The sequence below is a fragment of the Acidovorax sp. GW821-FHT10E03 genome (assembly GCF_059415205.1).
Map to the genome: position 1 here is coordinate 195,096 of NZ_JBWKMU010000005.1, position 17,362 is coordinate 212,457.

15 protein-coding genes are annotated in these 17,362 nt (G+C 68.2%); 4 read left to right on the forward strand and 11 right to left on the reverse strand.

Annotated features, from left to right (window positions below; all coding sequences use genetic code 11):
- Window positions 1-15: 15 nt before the first annotated feature.
- Window positions 16-1,959 carry a sigma-54-dependent Fis family transcriptional regulator gene (locus AC07OD_RS10690; RefSeq protein ID WP_494596554.1) on the reverse strand — a complete coding sequence of 648 codons (1,944 nt, stop codon included), beginning with the start codon at window positions 1,957-1,959 and terminating at the stop codon, window positions 16-18.
- 311 nt (window positions 1,960-2,270) lie between these two features.
- Between AC07OD_RS10690 and exaC the strand changes: the two genes are divergently transcribed.
- Entirely contained in the window at window positions 2,271-3,794 is a 1,524-nt protein-coding gene (gene exaC, locus AC07OD_RS10695; protein ID WP_494596556.1) for an acetaldehyde dehydrogenase ExaC, read from the forward strand.
- A 175-nt stretch (window positions 3,795-3,969) separates the two neighbouring features.
- Window positions 3,970-4,347, forward strand: a complete 378-nt coding sequence (locus AC07OD_RS10700; RefSeq protein WP_218296143.1) for a DUF779 domain-containing protein — start codon at window positions 3,970-3,972, stop codon at window positions 4,345-4,347.
- An 18-nt stretch (window positions 4,348-4,365) separates the two neighbouring features.
- Here AC07OD_RS10700 and AC07OD_RS10705 read toward each other — a convergent pair whose 3' ends face one another.
- The 10 genes from AC07OD_RS10705 to AC07OD_RS10750 all read right to left on the reverse strand — a co-directional run bounded on the left by AC07OD_RS10705 (window position 4,366) and on the right by AC07OD_RS10750 (window position 14,842).
- Entirely contained in the window at window positions 4,366-5,397 is a 1,032-nt protein-coding gene (locus AC07OD_RS10705; RefSeq protein ID WP_494596558.1) for an SDR family oxidoreductase, read from the reverse strand.
- 71 nt (window positions 5,398-5,468) lie between these two features.
- A complete protein-coding gene (locus AC07OD_RS10710) occupies window positions 5,469-5,618 on the reverse strand; it encodes a hypothetical protein (RefSeq protein ID WP_218296141.1) in 150 nt (49 codons plus the stop codon).
- 146 nt (window positions 5,619-5,764) lie between these two features.
- A complete protein-coding gene (locus AC07OD_RS10715; RefSeq protein ID WP_218339748.1) occupies window positions 5,765-6,523 on the reverse strand; it encodes an alpha/beta hydrolase family protein in 759 nt (252 codons plus the stop codon).
- Window positions 6,507-7,670 carry a DUF3182 family protein gene (locus AC07OD_RS10720; protein ID WP_218296139.1) on the reverse strand — a complete coding sequence of 388 codons (1,164 nt, stop codon included), beginning with the start codon at window positions 7,668-7,670 and terminating at the stop codon, window positions 6,507-6,509. The genes AC07OD_RS10715 and AC07OD_RS10720 overlap by 17 nt, the downstream gene beginning before the upstream one ends.
- A gap of 294 nt (window positions 7,671-7,964) precedes the next feature.
- A complete protein-coding gene (locus tag AC07OD_RS10725) occupies window positions 7,965-8,615 on the reverse strand; it encodes a hypothetical protein (protein ID WP_494596561.1) in 651 nt (216 codons plus the stop codon).
- A gap of 92 nt (window positions 8,616-8,707) precedes the next feature.
- Window positions 8,708-8,920: a hypothetical protein gene (locus tag AC07OD_RS10730; protein ID WP_218296137.1), complete on the reverse strand. Its 213-nt coding sequence runs from the start codon at window positions 8,918-8,920 to the stop codon at window positions 8,708-8,710.
- A gap of 383 nt (window positions 8,921-9,303) precedes the next feature.
- A complete protein-coding gene (gene boxA / locus AC07OD_RS10735; RefSeq protein ID WP_218339746.1) occupies window positions 9,304-10,584 on the reverse strand; it encodes a benzoyl-CoA 2,3-epoxidase subunit BoxA in 1,281 nt (426 codons plus the stop codon).
- A gap of 40 nt (window positions 10,585-10,624) precedes the next feature.
- Window positions 10,625-12,052 (reverse strand): benzoyl-CoA 2,3-epoxidase subunit BoxB, encoded by a 1,428-nt coding sequence (gene boxB, locus AC07OD_RS10740; RefSeq protein ID WP_492244599.1) that lies wholly within the window; start codon window positions 12,050-12,052, stop codon window positions 10,625-10,627.
- A gap of 34 nt (window positions 12,053-12,086) precedes the next feature.
- On the reverse strand, window positions 12,087-13,757 hold the full coding sequence (gene boxC, locus AC07OD_RS10745) for a 2,3-epoxybenzoyl-CoA dihydrolase (protein ID WP_494596563.1): 1,671 nt from the start codon (window positions 13,755-13,757) through the stop codon (window positions 12,087-12,089).
- Window positions 13,758-13,900: 143 nt separating this feature from the next.
- Window positions 13,901-14,842, reverse strand: a complete 942-nt coding sequence (locus AC07OD_RS10750; protein WP_218296133.1) for a helix-turn-helix transcriptional regulator — start codon at window positions 14,840-14,842, stop codon at window positions 13,901-13,903.
- A gap of 250 nt (window positions 14,843-15,092) precedes the next feature.
- On the opposite strand from AC07OD_RS10750, the gene AC07OD_RS10755 reads away from it, so the two are divergent.
- Window positions 15,093-15,560: a 4-hydroxylaminobenzoate lyase gene (locus AC07OD_RS10755; protein WP_218339742.1), complete on the forward strand. Its 468-nt coding sequence runs from the start codon at window positions 15,093-15,095 to the stop codon at window positions 15,558-15,560.
- A gap of 208 nt (window positions 15,561-15,768) precedes the next feature.
- Window positions 15,769-17,319 carry a 3,4-dehydroadipyl-CoA semialdehyde dehydrogenase gene (locus AC07OD_RS10760; RefSeq protein WP_494596566.1) on the forward strand — a complete coding sequence of 517 codons (1,551 nt, stop codon included), beginning with the start codon at window positions 15,769-15,771 and terminating at the stop codon, window positions 17,317-17,319.
- Window positions 17,320-17,362 lie beyond the last annotated feature (43 nt).

Here is a 17,362-nt window from a genome sequence, read left to right on the forward strand (position 1 = left end):
GCGGCAGGGGCCTGGTCACCCGGGCGGGTGGGCGAGCCTCTCCCTGCGCATTGCCAGCTTGCGGTAGAGCGTCTGGCGGCTGATGCCCAGGGTGCGTGCCGCGTGGCTCACGTTGCCACGGCAGCTCTCCAGGGCCTGCTGAATGGCGGATTGAGACAGTTCGTCCAGGTTCTGCGGCGGGGGCGGGGCTTCCTTTGGCGCGCAGAACCGGTCGGCCCGCCGGAGTTCGTCCTGGAAGTCGTCCGGCAGGTGGTGCCATTCGAGCACCTCCTCGTGCGGCTCCAGCATCGCGCAGGTGGTCCGCAGCACGCTGGCGCATTGCCGCAGATTGCCGGGCCAGGGGTACTGTTCCAGCATCGCCATCAGCGACGGCGCCAGCCGCAGGGCGCGGGAGGGCTCGATGTCCTCCAGCATCCTCGCGCTCAGCGCTTCGAAATCGGTGCGTTCACGCAAGGGTGGAAGCTCGACCGCGAGGCCATTGATCCGGTAGTACAGGTCGGCGCGAAAGCGCCCCTGCTCCGCCTCCTCGCGCAGCTTGCGGTTGGAGGCGCAGATGAGGGCGAAGTCCACGGCCACCGGATGGCCGCTGCCCAGGGGGACCACCTGCCGCTCCTGCAGCACCCGGAGCAACCGCGTCTGCAGGGCCGCAGGCATGTCGCCGATCTCGTCGAGGAACAGCGTGCCGCCCTGGGCCTCGCGCAGCAGGCCCAGGCGTCCTTCGCGGCGCCCGCCGGTGAACGTGCCGGGTGCGTAGCCGAACAGCTCCGACTCGATCAGCGCCTCCGGCATGGCCGCGCAGTTGATGGCGATGAAGGGGCCGTCGCGGCGCGGTCCGCTCTGGTGCGCGCCCCGCGCGAACCATTCCTTGCCCACGCCCGATTCGCCCTGCAGCAGCAGGGGGATGGGCTTGTCGAGGATGCGCCGTGTCTTGGCTGCCGCCATGCGCCAGCGCGCATCGCCGGTGTCCAGGCGCGCCAGGGCATCCGGGGGAGTACTGGAGGGCGCGGCGGGGGCGAGGGGGCGCACGGTGCGCTTGTCGGGCACCAGTTGCCCGAAGAGCTGGGAGCCATCGTGCCTGCGCAGGGAAAGCGGCGCGTCGGGGCGGCGCTGGTGGCGGGACAACAGATCCTCTAGGCCTGGATGGAGGATCTGGTCCAGCGAGACGCAGCCCAGCTGCGCGATGGAAAGGCGCAGCAGCGCCAGCGCACTGCGGTTGCCGCCCACCACCCAGCCGTCTTCCGAGACCAGCGCGATGCCTTCGGCCACGGTGCCAATGCCCTCGGGGTGGGTGTGCAGGTGCAGGCGGACATGGCGTTGGCTGCCCGACACCAGCAGCCGGTTTTCGATCATGTGCGCAGCGGTGCTGACCAGCCCCAGCGTGTGGGGGTTGCCCCGGCTGTGTTCGCTGGAGATATCCAGAATGCCCAGTATCTGCCCCGTGGCAGACAGGATGGGTGCGGCGGCGCAGGTCAGGAATCCGTTGCGCTCCAGAAAATGCTCGGCGCCATGCACTTCCACGGGCGCCACTTCGGCCAGCGCCGTGCCGATGGCGTTGGTGCCGCGCTGCTTTTCGTGCCACGAAGCGCCACTGGTCAGGGCCACCCGTTCGGCCTTGCCCAGAAAGTAGGCGTCGCCACAGGTGTCCACCAGCGTGCCGCAGGGGCTGGCCAGCACCACCACGCTTTGGCTGTCGCGCACCTGCTCGAACAGGTACTCCATGACGGGGCGCGAATGCGCCAGCAACTCCTGGTGGTGGCCGCGCAACTGCCGCAAGGCCTGGTGTTCCAGGTTGTCGGGGTTGCCCAGCCGCCCGGTGGGTAGCAGGCCGCTGTCCATGCTGCGCTGCCACGACCGTGCCAGACGCTCGTCCACAAGCCCGCTGGGGCATTGGCCTGATTCCAGCAGGTGCTGGCGGGCCTGCCGCAGTGCCACCGAGGTGGACGTGGATGTGGATCGCATGGTGTGTGTCTCCTGCCCGGGCGTCATCAACGCGCCCTGTGTACGAGCCAGTATGGCGGCCGCCGGGGGCCAGGGCAATAGCGATGGCCGGTGGGCGGCTTCAACTGTTCCATTTCGTGACAGGTGTCGCGTTCTGGAGCGGACACCTTGACGCCCGATGGGCCGCACCTTATTGCGGACGCGCAAACAAAGCCATAAAAATCAAGCACTTGGCAGATGGAGCAGGTTGGCACGGGTTTTGAGTCATGTCCTCTATCTGGCGGCGCGAGGTGCCGAGCAGATGTCCACAAATCCACCGGAGACAAGACAACATGACCGTTTACGCAGCCCCCGGCGCCGCTGGCGCCAAGATCGCCTACAAGCCCCAGTACAACAACTTCATCGGCGGCCGGCTCGTGGCCCCGGCCAAGGGCCAGTATTTCGACGTCATCTCGCCCGTGAACGGCAAGGTCTACACCCAGGCCGCCCGCTCCACCGCCGAAGACATCGAACTGGCGCTGGACGCCGCCCACGCCGCCGCCGACGCCTGGGGCAAGACCGACGCCGCCACGCGCGGCAACATCCTGCTCAAGATTGCCGACCGCATCGAGCAGAACCTGGAGCTGCTGGCCTATGCCGAAACCGTGGACAACGGCAAGGCCATCCGCGAAACGCTGAACGCCGACATCCCGCTCACCGTGGACCATTTCCGCTACTTCGCGGGCTGCGTGCGGGCGCAGGAAGGCGCGCTGTCCAACATCGACGAGAACACCGTGGCGTACCACATCCAGGAGCCGCTCGGTGTGGTGGGCCAGATCATTCCGTGGAACTTCCCGATCCTGATGGCAGCCTGGAAGCTGGCGCCTGCGATTGGTGCGGGCAACTGCGTGGTGCTCAAGCCCGCCGAGTCCACGCCTATCTCCATCCTGATCCTGGCCGAGTTGATCGCCGACCTGCTGCCGCCCGGCGTGCTCAACATCGTAAACGGCTATGGCCGCGAGGCGGGCATGCCGCTGGCCACGAGCAAGCGCATCGCAAAAATCGCCTTCACCGGCTCCACCAGCACGGGCCGCGTGATCGCGCAGGCCGCCGCCAACAACCTCATCCCCGCCACGCTGGAGCTGGGTGGCAAGAGCCCCAATGTGTTCTTTGCCGACATCATGGACAAGGACGACGCCTTCCTGGACAAGGCCATCGAGGGCCTGGTGCTGTTCGCGTTCAACCAGGGCGAGGTCTGCACCTGCCCGTCGCGTGCGCTGATCCAGGAATCCATCTACGACAAGTTCATGGAACGTGTCTTGAAGCGCGTAGCCGCCATCAAGCACCAGAACCCGCTCGACACCGACAGCATGATGGGCGCGCAGGCCAGCAAGGAGCAGCTCACCAAGATCCTGTCGTACCTGGACCTGGGCAAGCAGGAAGGCGCCGAAGTGCTGGCCGGCGGCGGCCAGGCGCACCTGGGCGGTGACCTGGAAGGCGGCTACTACGTGCAGCCCACGCTGTTCAAGGGCCACAACAAGATGCGCATCTTCCAGGAAGAAATCTTCGGCCCCGTGCTGGCCGTGACCACCTTCAAGGACGAGGCCGAGGCGCTGGCCATCGCCAACGACACGCTGTACGGCCTGGGCGCGGGCGTGTGGAGCCGCAACGGCAACGTGGCCTACCGCATGGGGCGCGCCATCAAGGCCGGCCGCGTATGGACCAACTGCTACCACGCCTATCCCGCGCATGCGGCGTTCGGCGGCTACAAGGAGTCGGGCATCGGGCGCGAGACGCACAAGATGATGCTCGACCACTACCAGCAGACCAAGAACCTGCTGGTGAGCTACTCAGAAAACAAACTCGGCTTCTTCTGATTTGGTGGGTTGTGGCCCACAGGGCGCCGCTGGCATCGTTGCGCCGTCTTGCCCTGGCGCTGCCGCTGCCTGCGACGACGCGCCTGGCCATCGACGCTCTGTGAACCACCGTGACGCTGCAGCGAAATTACTTTCAGCACAGCAGCGTTTTTTGTCGGCGCACCAGGAGATCACCATGGTCGAGAGAGTCATTGCCACCGAGGCAGCCCTGGCGCTGATCGCGCAGCTGCAGGCGCAGCATGGCAGCGTGCTGTTTCACCAGTCGGGTGGCTGCTGCGACAACAGTGCGGCCAACTGCTATCTGCCTACCGATCTCACGATTGGAGCCAGCGATGTGCTGCTGGGCGATGTGGGCGGCGCGCCGTTCTACATCGGCAAATCCCAGTACGAGTACTGGAAACACACGCAGCTCATCCTGGATGTGATCGACGGGCACGGCGGCACGTTTTCGCTGGAAGGCAGCACGGGCAAGGCGTTCCACACCCGCTCGCGCCTGTTCACCGACGGGGAGTGGGCCGAGATCGAACCACGGGTCAGCCAGGATCTGGCGTGATGCCGCACACCGCTTTCTTCACGCGCCGTCTCCCGCGTTGCCCGTGATGGGCAGCACGGTGCCGGTGATGTAGCTGGAGCAGCAGGGGGCCGCCAGGAACACATAGGCGGGAGAAATCTCCTCGGGCTGTGCCGGGCGGCCCATGTGCGTCTTTTCGCCAAACCTGGCGATGTCCCCGGGCGCCTTGTCCGCGGGGTTGAGGGGCGTCCACACGGGCCCCGGGGCCACCGCGTTCACGCGGATGCCCCGCTCGGCCAGGTTGTGGGCCAGGGCCTTGGTGAAGGCATGGATGGCGCCTTTGGTGGCGGAATAGTCCAGCAGTTCCTTGCTGCCGCGCAGGCCGGTGACCGAGCCGGTGTTGATGATCGAATCGCCCCGGTGCAAGTGGGGCAGGGCTGCCTTGGCCATGTGGAAGTAGCCATAGATGTTGGTCTGGAACGTCTCGTCGAAACGCTCCGCCGTCAGCGCTTCGAGGGAGTCCGCGTGCTCCTGGAACGCGGCGTTGTTGACCAGCACGTTGAGTTTGCCAAACGCCTTGACCACCTGCCGCACGGCGCCGGCGCAGAATGCCGCGTCCTTGACGTCGCCGGGTATCAGGATGCACCGGCCGCCCTCGGCCTCCACCAGCTCGCGCGTCCGCTGGGCATCCTCGTGTTCGGCCAGGTAGGCGATGGCGACATCCGCGCCCTCGCGGGCAAACAGCACCGCCACCGCACGGCCTATCCCGGAGTCGCCCCCGGTAATGAGGGTGGAGAACCCCGTGAGCTTGCCGCTGCCCCGGTAGTGGGGTGCCTCGAACCTCGGCTTGAGCTGCATCTCGGCCTCGCTGCCGGGTTTGGCAAGGTGCTGGGCCGGCAGCGGGGGGGCGGGTTCCGAGCGCCCGGGGCCGGGCGCGGGGGCCTTGCCCCGGGCCGAAGCGGGCGCTGCCATGGCCGGGCGGGCGCGCTCGTCGCGGCGGTCCTGCGCTGCCTGGATCTTCTTTTGCTTCGCGGCCGTGGCCGTGGCCCGTGCGGCCGGGGTGGACGGGGCTGTCTTGGATGATGGCTTCATGGCAAGGCTTCTTCACATGCGGTGGATGGGAAACGGGCGGCGTCGGGCCGGCGCGTGGTGTGCAATCGCGGTCAGCCCAGCGGCTTCCATAGCGGGGGCTCGGGCTCGGGAAACCGCAGCGGCACCTGGCGGGGCCGGGCCATGGCTTCCCACTGGCGCATGCGCTTGAGTTCGCGGGGCTTGAGGTGGGGATCGGAACCGGAGCGGTGTGTCTTGGACATGGTGTTCTCCAGGGCGGCAGGGAAGAAGCTCCATTAGCCCTCCGCGCGCGCGGCGGCCGTGTCGGACAGTTTTGACTGTGCCCATCGGATGGATACGGCGAAGGCCCGGCGGGTGGCGTGGCGCCTCCGGCGCCCGCCGGCCTACGTCACTTCTTGCCGGAGGGCTGTCCGTTCTTGGCCAGCCCCAGCATTTCCGACATCCAGGTCACCAGCATCGCGGTGTAGGCCTCGCTCCATTCGGGTTTGGACAGGCTGTGGTCTGCCTGCTTGATCACCCGGTAGGTCATGGAGTGGGTGCGCAGGAACGCGGCGCGGTAGTTCTCGATGACCGGGTGCGGGACGATGTGGTCGAGTTCGGATTCGACCAGCAGCACATCCCCTTCGAAGACCGCGCTGGCCGCCAGGGCGCGGTTGCTGTCGGAGGCGAGTTTCATGGCGCGGTAGCGGGATATCTCCTGGCGGTCGAGGTTCTGCTTGGACACCAGCCAGTCCTCGTCCTTGTAGAGCGCGGGAGCGCGCAGCGCCATCCACCGCAGGGGCCGCATCGCGCTGAGCACGGTGGCCAGGTAGCCGCCGTAGCTGCTGCCCACCACCGCCACGGAGTTGGCGTCCACCGCGGGGTGGCCCGTGAGAAGGTCGTAGGCGGCGAGCATGTCGTTGAGGTTGTCTTCCCGGGTGACCGTGTCGCGGTGGGCCTTGTCGCTGGCATGGCCCCGCAGGTCGAAGGTCAGGCAGATGCACCCCAGGGCGGCGATGGCATGGGCGCGCGCAAGGTACTGCTCCTGGCTGCCGTCCCAGCCGTGCACCAGCATGACGCCCGGCACCACGGTGTCGGGCGCGACCAGCGTGCCCGCGATCGTGCGGTCCCCCGAGGGAATCTGGATCGCCCTATGCCGCGTGGCCATCGCGATGCACCAGGGCGTATTTGGTCAGCAGGCCCACTTCGGGATCCTCTCCCCGGAAGTATTCCGTCGCCGCTGCCGGAAGGGGCTCGAAGCGGCCATACGTCTCCACGCAGCTGGCCTGCACCGAGCGCAGGGAGCGGTCGGCGTGAAAGGCTTCGAGCGCGGCCACTTCGGCGCCGGTGGCGCCGCCGATCCTCCAGGATTGCTCCAGCACCCCCGAGCACCACCGGCCGTCGGCCGCGATGCCCTGCGCGACGTCGTAGTTGATGCGCGAGGCGAAAAACCCCGGAAAGCATTCCCGCACCGCGGCGTCGTACGCCAGGGCCTGATCGACCGCCTTGCGGACGGGGCCGGGCGGGAGCGTGGACAGGAGCGCGTGGAAATCGCCCCGCACCACGGTCAGGTCGGAGCCGCCGTAGGCCATCGCGCCGGTGTTGTTCTGCGTGAGGCGCTGCCTGCCGTGGTACGAGGCCAGGATGCCCGCCACGCGCACCTGGCCCACGCTCAGCGTGTCCACCTGGGAGAGGTTGTGCTCCAGCACGATGCCCTGCTCGACCAGGGCCGCCTTGCCCAATGCCGCCAGGCAGGCGGAGAGCGCGCGGGCGTCGGGCACCACCGTCTGGCCGCGCCCTCCGGTCTCGCCCACGGGCTTGACCCGCACGGGACCCAGCGCCAGCAGTTGTTCACCGGCCTCCTGCGCATCCCGGCTGGAGAACGCGGTGTAGCCCGGCAGCACGGCGGCACCGACCCGGCGGGAAAACGCCTCGCTCCAGCCTTGCGGGGCCGCGGCCGTGGCCGACACCAGGGGATGGGTGATGGCCTTCGTGGCGACGAAGGCATGGGGCACCACGCCGCCGAACAGGTCGTCTTCTCCCAACAGGCCCAGGCGCTGCGCCGTGGACGCCACGAGGGTGTCGCTGGGCACGAGGTAGGTGCGGCGGGTCCACAAGGGCTGGGGCACCTCTTCCATGAAGGGGCAGCCCTTGAGCGCGGCGACATGGCGGGCGATCTGCTCGCGCGTCACGTGTTCGTGCACGCTCGAGTGCCCCTTGATGCCCTGCGTGAACGGCATGACGATTTCTGTCTGGGCGGATGATCTGGAGGGCGAGGGGCGGAGAGCGTCACCGTATGCGGACAAGGCGGTCATGCGGATTCCTTTGCTCTCGGAAACGGCGAGAGGGGCCGGCGGCGCCATCGCCAGGGGGATGCCGCCATCGTATTTTTGGACCGCCGGGCCTGTTGTAGGACGAATGAGCAACTGTGGCGCGGAGCGCGCCAGCCGGGAACGCCAGGGGAAGCCCGACCCGTTCCACGCGGGCAGGAATAAGCCGCCCACTCCCGCGCGGGGGAGGGGCGGCCAGGGAGGCAGGGGCGCCGCGCCATGGGCCGGGTCACCGGCGAACGTGCGCCCGCCGGCCTTCCTCAAGGAGCGGCGCCGCCGTCAGCCTGCGTCCTTGGATTTGCCGGACGTGGCGCCGGGATTGCTGGTGCTGCTGCCCGTGGCACCGGCCTGGCCCTTGGAGGGGGACTGCTGATTGCGCGAAGTGCGCCAGGTATTGAAGTCGTCGGAAAACTTCTCGTAGCGCTCCTTGCGCCACGACTGGTAGTCCTCGTCCAGCAGGCGCAGCTGTTCCTGCCGCCATTGCTGGTAGTCGGGGTCGTGGTGACCCTGGCGGCCCTGGGAGGGCCCGCGCAGCTCATCGTCGCTGCCCCAGCGCCCACCCCCTCGGGCATAGCCCGCGCGGTCCTGGTCCTGGTAGTCCCGGTAGTCGCTGTCGAAGCGGCTGTTCGGCGGGTGGTACATCTCCCGGCCATCGTTGCGGTAGCCGCCGCCTCCCTGGAACCGGTCCGGCGAGGAAAAACGGTCACGGCCCTCGCGCGGCGGCAGGCCCAGGCCAGCGTTGCCACGGTAGTCGTTGCGCACCATGCCGTACTGGCCGTACCGGTCATCCAGCTCGGGGGCGTAGCCCGGGCGCTGGTCATCGCGGTCCATGCTGCCGCGGTGGGCGCGTTCGGCATACCGCCCTTCGTCGTGGTCCCGACCCATGCCATGGCGGGAAAAGCCGCTGTCATCACTGTCTCGATAACCCATTTTCAATTCTCCTGGTGTGTTGGTCCGTTCATGGTTGCTGGCTGGTCAGCCAGGGTTGCGAGGAAATGCCTGCCGGTGCCTACAAGGCCGGCTCAGCGCTGGTTCTGGGAAGAGCGGCGGGAAGAGTCGCCTTGCTGCTCGCGGCTTCCCTGGTTGCCGCCGGAGCCCGGGCGCTCGTTCTGCCCCTGCTGGCGGCTGCCGGAAGCGCCGGTGCTCTGCTCCGCCTGGCGGTTGCCCGAACTCTTGCGCTGGGAGTCGCTGTCGTCGGTGTATTGGTTGTGGCCTTGGGGGTTGTTGTTGGGCATGGAATATCTCCTGATGATCAAAAAAAAATGCACACGAAGGCCGTGTGTGAATTCATTTTGAAAATCTGCGGCAGCGATTTCTGTAGGTTCCGTCCTATAGGCGGGTCGGTTTTTTTCCATGCGGCGGCGTCAGGCCACGCGCATGTGGCAGCGCGCAGGCGAGCGGGTGGCGGGGACGCGGCTGGCGCGGGGCCGAGCGGCCGCTGCGCGGCCGCAGGGGGCGAGTGCGGCCAGGGGGCCTATGGGCGTGCGGAGCGCCGGCAATAGATGAATTGCTATTAAATATATAGCTTATGGCGCTTGTGTATCAAGCGCTGAAGCCCGTTTTCAATGAAAACTCGGCGGCGGCCCCCGCTCCGCAGGGGACCGCGCCAGGCCTGCCGTCAGTAGGTTTCCAGGTGCAGCCGTCCTTCGCGCTGGAGCACTGCGCCCACCTGTTCCCACTCCAGGCCGCTGTCGCGGGCGATGTCGCGCAGCGCCATCACCACGCCTTCTTCCATGCTCTTGAGGCCGCAGACATAGAAGTGGGTGTTCCCGTCGCGCAGCAGCGCGGCCAGGTCGGCGGCGCGCTCGCGCATCAGGTCCTGTACGTAGCGCCGGGGCTGCCCGGCCGTGCGCGAGAACGCGAGGTTGATGTCGATGAAGTCCTTGGGCAGGCTTTGCAGCGGGCCGAAGTAGGGCAGCTCCTGCTGGGTGCGCGCGCCGAAGAACAGCAGCAGCTTGCCGCCCTCGAACTTGCCGCTGCTGCGCAGGCGGCGGCGCCATTCGGTCATCGCGCGCATGGGCGCGCTGCCCGTGCCGGTGCAGATCATCACGATGTGCGAACGGGGGTGGTTGGGCATCAGGAACGAGCTGCCGAACGGCCCCACCACCTGCACCTTGTCGCCCACCTTCAGGTCGCACACGTAGTTGGAGGCCACGCCGCGCACGGCGTTGCCGTCGTGGTCGGTGGTCACGCGCTTCACGGTGAGCGCCAGGTTGTTGTAGCCGGGCCGCTCGCCGTTGCGCGGGCTGGCGATGGAGTATTGGCGCGCATGGTGCGCCTTGCCCAGCACGTCGGTGCCCGGCGGGACGATGCCGATGGACTGCCCCTCCAGCACCGGGAACGGCATGCTGCCGAAGTCGAGCACGACGTGGTGCGTCTCGCTTTCAAAGCCTGCTTCGGTGCAGTTGAAGTTGCCCACCACCGTTGCCGTGGTGGGGCTCTTGGGCGGGAACAGGTTGGTGTAGGGGTGCGCGGCCGACCAGGGCGGCACGGCGGCGCCGTACTGGGCGGAACGGAAGGCCTGCGTGCCCGGCTCCACGGGTGCGGCCGGTGCGGACGACGCCAGTGCGGTGTCCATGGCCGAGGGCGCTGCGCCTTCGGCGGCCAGCACATCGGGCGCCAGTTCTGGCGGCAGCGCCTCCCAGGTGAGCTGTTCTTCGATCGTGTACGCGCGCGCCACCGGCATGGTGCGCCAGTTGTCGATGGAACCCGTGGGGCAGGGCGAGATGCAGGCCATGCAGCCGTTGCACACGTCGGCCCGCACGACGTAATTGTTGTCGTCGTGCGTGATGGCGCCCACCGGGCAGGTCGCCTCGCAGGTGTTGCAGCGGATGCAGATCTCGGGGTCGATCAGGTGCTGCTTCAAGATGCCGTTGTCGATCAGCGTGGTGGTGTCCATATTTGTCTTCCAGCAAGTCTCCCGGCAGCGGCTCAGGGACTCAATTGAACCGGACGTACTCGAAATCGATAGGCTGGCGGTTGATGCCCATGACCGGGGGCGCGATCCAGCCGGCGAACTTGCCCGGCTCGACCACGCGGCCCATCAACGATGCCACGAAAGCGAAGTCTTCGGCGCTCGGCAGCCATTCATCGCGCTTCGCGGCCCATTCGACCTCGTTCACCACGCGGCCGTCGGGCGACATCTTGATGCCCGCCAGCGCACCGATCTGGCGGTTGAAAGCCTTGTGCGGCACCGACAGGCGCGTGGGAATCCCGGCCTTTTCCAGCACCTTGTTCCAGCGGCCCACGCCCGCCATCGAGTCCTTGATGAAGTCGTCGCGCAGCACCTCGTTCAGGGCGTTGAGCATGGGCACGTCCTTCTCCAGCAGCTGGCCGTCCTTGACCTCCAGCACCTTGTAGGTCTGGCCCTTGAGAATGTGGTCGTCCGTGCGCTTGCCTTCTTCGTAGCGGCCCTTGAGGCCCGAGCTGTAGAAGATGGCCGCGTTGCTCGACTGGTCGGCGCCGAACAGGTCGATGGTCACGCTGTAGTGGAAGTTGAGGTAGCGCTGCACCGTGCCGAGGTCGATGGCGCCGGCGGCGCGCACCTTGGCCGGGTCGTCGGTTTTCAGTTCGTTCATCACCTGCGCGGTGCGCGCCAGCACGCGCGAGACGCCGGATTCGCCCACGAACATGTGGTGGGCCTCTTCGGTCAGCATGAACTTGGTGGTGCGTGCCAGCGGGTCGAAGGCGCTTTCGGCCAGGGCCGAGAGCTGGAACTTGCCGTCGCGGTCGGTGAAGTAGGTGAACATGAAGAACGCCAGCCAGTCGGGCGTCTTCTCGTTGAAGGCGCCCAGGATGCGCGGGTTGTCCACGTCGCCCGAGGTGCGCTGCAGCAGTGCCTCGGCCTCCTCGCGGCCGTCGCGGCCGAAGTGCTTGTGCAGCAGGTAGACCATGGCCCAGAGGTGGCGGCCCTCTTCCACATTGATCTGGAACAGGTTGCGCAGGTCGTACATCGAAGGCGCCGTCAGGCCCAGGTGGCGCTGCTGCTCCACGCTCGCTGGCTCGGTGTCGCCCTGCGTGACGATGATGCGGCGCAGGTTGGCGCGGTGCTCGCCGGGCACGTCCTGCCAGGCCTTCTCGCCCTTGTGGTCGCCGAAGTGGATCTCGCGGTTGGCGTCGCCCGGGTTCAGGAAGATGCCCCAGCGGTAGTCGCGCATCTTCACGTGGCCGAACTGGGCCCAGCCCTGCGGGTCCACGCTCACGGCGGTGCGCAGGTAGACCTCGTGGTTGGTCGAGCCTTCGGGGCCCACGTCGTCCCACCAGTTGATGAAGTTGGGCTGCCAGCCTTCGAGCGCGCGCTGCAGCGTGCGGTCTTCGCCGAGGTTGACGTTGTTGGGGATCTTCTCGCTGTAGTTGATCGTGCTCATCGTTGTTCCTTGGGTTGTGCGGAGGGCTGCGGATTCAAACGCGGTTCAAGTCGAAGCCGGCCTTTTCGCCGGTGCCGTAGACCTTCAGCGCGCCCTTTTCGCCGACGGCGTTGGGGCGGTTGAAGATCCAGTTCTGCCAGGCCGTGAGCCGGCCGAAGATGCGCGTGGCCATGTTCTCCTTGCTGGCAAAGCGCAGGTTGGCCTCCAGCCCGGTCAGCGCGTCGGGCGACATGGCGGCGCGCTCCTCGATGGCCATGCGCAGTTCGTCGTCCCAGTCGATGTCGTCGGGCGCGGCGGTGACCAGGCCCAGGGCCAGGGCCTCGTCGGCGTCGAGCGGCTTGCCAGCCGCGGCGCGCGCGGCGTCGAGCGGCGCGGCCTCTTCATAGAAGCGGCGCTGCAGGCGGCTCTGGTCGTTCACCATCGGGAAGAAGCCGAAGTTGAATTCGTTGAGCGTGAGCTTCGGCGCGCGCCCGGCGTCGTCGGGCAGGGCCAGCATGTAGGTGCGGTCGGCCGCGAAGGCCAGCTCGGCCAGCGTGCCGGCGAAGCACGAGCCCTCCTGCACCACCGCGAACAGGGTGCGCGAGGACACGTCCAGCCGTGCCAGCGCGCGGCGCAGCGCGCCGATGGTCTCGCGCACCAGCCAGTGGTCCTTGTGGGCCAGCATCACCGCGTCGGAGGCGAGCACGGCCTGCGCGTCGCCCTCGGTCTTGAGCAGCCAGGTGCCGATGTCGAGCTCGTTGGTGCGCAGGTTGAGGATGGCGTCGTCGAGCTCGCGCGCCAGGGCCAGCGGCCACCAGGCGGCCCCAGTGGCCTCGATGGCCGCGATGTCGGCGGGCTGTGCGCCGGTGGGCGCCTTCAGCGTGAGGGTGGCCGTGCGCCTGGCGCGGTCGATCTGCACCTCGACATGCGAATAGCGCAGGCTGTCCGCGCCGTCCTCGCGCTCCAGGCGGGTCAGGGCCACGCCCTGGGCGCCGACCGGGCGGTCGCTGCCGACGGCCAGCTCGGTGGCGCGCGCCTGCACGGCGGCGGCGAACTGGGCAGGTTTGGCCACCGCATCCACCAGGCGCCAGTCCACCGCGCGCTGGCCGCGCACGCCTTCGACGCTGGTGCAGAAGATGTCTGCCAGGTCGTGGCGCACATGGCGCTTGTCGGTCACGCGGGTCAGGCCCCCGGTGCCGGGCAGGACGCCCAGCAACGGCACTTCGGGCAGCGACACCGAGGAAGAGCGGTCGTCCACCAGCAGGATCTCGTCGCACGCCAGGGCCAGTTCGTAGCCGCCGCCCGCGCAGGCACCGTTGACCGCGGCGAGGAACTTCAGGCCGGAGTGCTTCGACGAATCCTCGATGCCGTTGCGCGTCTCGTTGGTGAACTTGCAGAAGTTCACCTTCCAGGCGTGGCTGGAGACGCCCAGCATGAAGATGTTGGCGCCGGAGCAGAAGATGCGGTCCTTGCCGCTGGTGACGATGACGGTGCGCACGCCCGGGTGCTCGAAGCGCACGCGGTTGAGCGCGTCGTTGAGCTCGATGTCCACGCCCAGGTCGTAGCTGTTGAGCTTGAGCTTGTAGCCGGGGCGGATGCCGCCGTCTTCGGCGATGTCGAGCGACAGGCGGGCCAACGGACCCTCGACCGCCAGTTTCCAGTGGCGGTACTGCGTGGGATCGGTGCGGTAGTCAACGCGGGAGGGTGCGGTGGTCTGGGCGGTCATGGGGCGTCTCCGTCAAAAACTGCGAACAGGAATAATAATGCATAAATCAATCGACTGATGTGCATCATGATGCATGTTTGCGAGCGAGTCAATGCATGCCGCGGTTTTTTGCTGGATTTATGGCGCGCGGGGGCGCCGGGGTGTCAGTGCGGCGGGTGGGCCATCAGCTTGCGCACCCCGGCGCGCAGCTGCCGCAGGCTTTCCTCGAGGTTCTGCCCCGAGGTGTCGATGGTCAGGTCCGCCTTGGAATAGAAGGCGGCCCGGCCTTCCAGGATGCGGCGCAGGTCGTCCATGGCTTCCTTGCTCGCGGCCATGGGGCGCATGTCGCCCTGGGCCAGCACGCGGCCCATGTGCTCCTCGGGGGCGGCGCGCAGCCACACGGTGGTGCAGTGCGCGAGCAGTTCGTTGAAGGTGGCGGGGTCCGAGACGATGCCGCCGGGGGTGGCGATCACCACCTCGCTGTGGATCTGCACGATCTCTTCGAGCGCGCGGCGCTCGTAGCGGCGGTAGGCGGTGGTGCCGTACAGGTCGTGGATCTCGCGCACGCTGCAGCCCGCCAGGGTTTCGATCTCGCGGCTCAGCTCGATGAACGGCACGTCCAGGTCGCGTGCCAGCAAAGGCCCCAGCGTGGACTTGCCCGCGCCCCGCAGCCCCACGAGCGCGATGCGCCGGTGGCGCGCCGTGTCGCTCGCGCCGCTGCTCAGCAGCTCATGCAGCGCCAGCCGCGCGCGGCGCAGCTCGGGTTCGCTGCGGTGCTCCAGCAGTTCGCGGATCAGCAGCCATTCGGGGGAACGGGTGGTGAAGTCGCCCACCAGCTCGGCCAGCGAGCAATGCAGCGCGCCCGCCACCTGCTGCAGCACCAGGATGGACGCGTTGCCCGTGCCGTACTCCAGGTTGGCAAGGTGCCGCTCCGACACATCGGCCGCCATGGCCACCGCCTTGCGCGTGAGCCCGCGCTGCGCCCGCAGGTTGCGAACGCGTTCGCCGAGGGCGGCGAGCAGGGGGTTGCGGGCCTCTTCGGTGGGCGCAGCCGTGCCGCCGCCAGCGAAAGGTGGCAGGGTGACTGTGTCTTCTTGTTCGTTCATGTCCATCCTCGTTCACGTCGGCTGCGGCGTGGCATTTTGCGGTGCGTGCCCCGGGCTTCAAACGCTTTTGAAGGCGTTCGGCCGCCGCTAGGGGAAAACACCATACATGCACTATAGTGCTTGACACTGCATCAAGCATTAACTATTGTTCGTGTGCAGGCAAGATACTGCACATTGCTCCATCCCACAAGAACACATATCAAGCCTTGTGCACGCTGCACTCCATTGTCCCAGCCACCCACGAGTCGCCATGTCCGATAAAGCAGCATTTCATGAAGCCCTGTCCGCATTGACGGGCCAGATCGCGGGCCGTGCCCTGGACGGCGACCTGCAGGCCTGGCTCAACCAGACCCACGGGCCCGCCAGCGCGGCCTACCAGCAGCTCAAGGCGGGGTGCCTGGCCGGCGTGGCGCAGGGCTGGCTCTGCGAGCGCGAGGGCGGCGGCATCCGCTACGGCCGCGTCTTCAAGGCAGACGACGCGCTGCGCCGCTTCTCGGTGGATGTGGTGGACATGCAGGACATCGCCGGCCCGCACCATACCCATCCGCTGGGCGAGATCGACCTGATCATGCCGCTGGAGGGCGACGCCACCTTCGACGGGCATCCCGCCGGCTGGTGCGTGTACCCGCCCGGCAGTGCCCACCGCCCCACCGTGGCGCAGGGCCGCTCGCTGGTGCTCTACCTGCTGCCCGAAGGGCAAATCCAGTTCAGCAAGTGAAACACCCCCTGAGTCGCTTCGCGCCTTCCGCCTCTCTCATATTGCTCCGCAATCTAGGAGGGGGACGCCCCCGGTGCACGCAAGCGGAGCGCCGCCTGCGCGGCATGGCGGCCCTTGCACGGCGACGCTGGCCGGGACCATGCCCATTTCGTGCGCCGCGCGCTGATGACCGATAACCCGCTTTTTTTCTGCCTATCTCTCTATCTGTATGACCGAACTGCTCCCCAACTACGCCGCCGGACGCTGGCAAACCGGCCAGGGCCCGGGCGCCGTGCTCAAGGACCCGGTGCTGGGCCATGACCTGGTGCGCGTGGATGCCACCGGGCTCGACCTGCCCGAGGCCTTCCGGTTCGCCCGCGAGCAGGGCGGCTCGGCCTTGCGTGCGTTGACTTACCGGCAGCGTGCCGCTCTCCTGGGCGCCGTGGTCAAGGTTCTGCAAACCCACCGCGACGCCTACTACGAGATCGCCACGGCCAACGCCGGCACGGTGAAGAACGACTCCGCCGTGGACATCGACGGCGGCATCTTCACGCTGGGCCAGTACGCCAAATGGGGCGACGCGCTGGGCGATGTGCGCGTGCTGCGCGATGGCGATGCCGCCAGGCTCGGCAAGGAGCCCGTGTTCCTGTCGCAGCACCTGCAGGTGCCCACGCGCGGCGTGGCGTTGTTCATCAATGCCTTCAACTTCCCGGGCTGGGGCCTGTGGGAGAAGGCGGCGCCCGCGCTGCTCTCCGGCGTGCCGGTGATCGTCAAGCCCGCCACGTCCACGGCCTGGCTCACGCAGCGCATGGTGCGCGATGTGGTCGATGCGGGCGTGCTGCCGGCGGGCGCGCTGTCGGTCATCGCAGGCAGCTCGGCCGGGCTCATGGACCAGCTCGGGCCGTTCGATGTGGTCTCGTTCACCGGCTCGGCGGACACGGCCGGCATCATCCGCGCGCACCCTGCGGTGGCCGGGCGCTCGGTGCGCGCCAACATCGAGGCCGACAGCCTCAACAGCGCCTTGCTGCTGCCCGATGCGGCGCCCGGCAGCGACGCCTTCAACCTGCTGGTGCGCGAAGTGGTGCGCGAGATGACGGTCAAGTCGGGCCAGAAATGCACCGCCATCCGCCGCATCCTGGTGCCGGCAGACGTGTACGGCGCTGCGGCCGAGGCCATCGGCGCCAAGCTCGCGGGCGTGACGGTGGGCAACCCCCGCAACGACGGCGTGCGCATGGGCTCGCTCGTCAGCACCGCCCAGCTGCACGCCGTGCGCGAAGGGCTTGCGCAGCTGTGCGCCCACGCCGACATCCTGCACGACGGCCGCCACCAGCCGCTGGTGGATGCCGACCCCGCCGTGGCCGCCTGCATCGGCCCGGTGCTGCTGGGTGTGCACGACGCCGATGCGGCGGCCGTGGTGCACGAGGTCGAGGTGTTCGGCCCCGTGGCCACGCTGGTGCCCTACCGCGATGTGGACCACGCTGTAGCGCTCGCACAGCGCGGCCAGGGGTCGCTGGTGGCATCGCTGTACGGGGCCGACGAGGCCGCGCTGGGGCATGCCGCCGTGCAGCTCGCAGCCAGCCATGGCCGCGTGCACGTGGTGACGCCCGACGTCGCCCAGGCCCACACCGGCCACGGCAACGTGATGCCCATGTCGCTGCACGGCGGCCCGGGGCGTGCGGGCGGCGGGGCGGAGCTGGGAGGCCTGCGGGCGCTGGGCTTCTACCACCAGCGCAGCGCCGTGCAGGCCAGCCCCGGTGTGCTGGCCGCGCTCGGCCTCTGACCGCCCAGGCGCAGACCACGGCAGCCGCCAGCCAGCACGCACC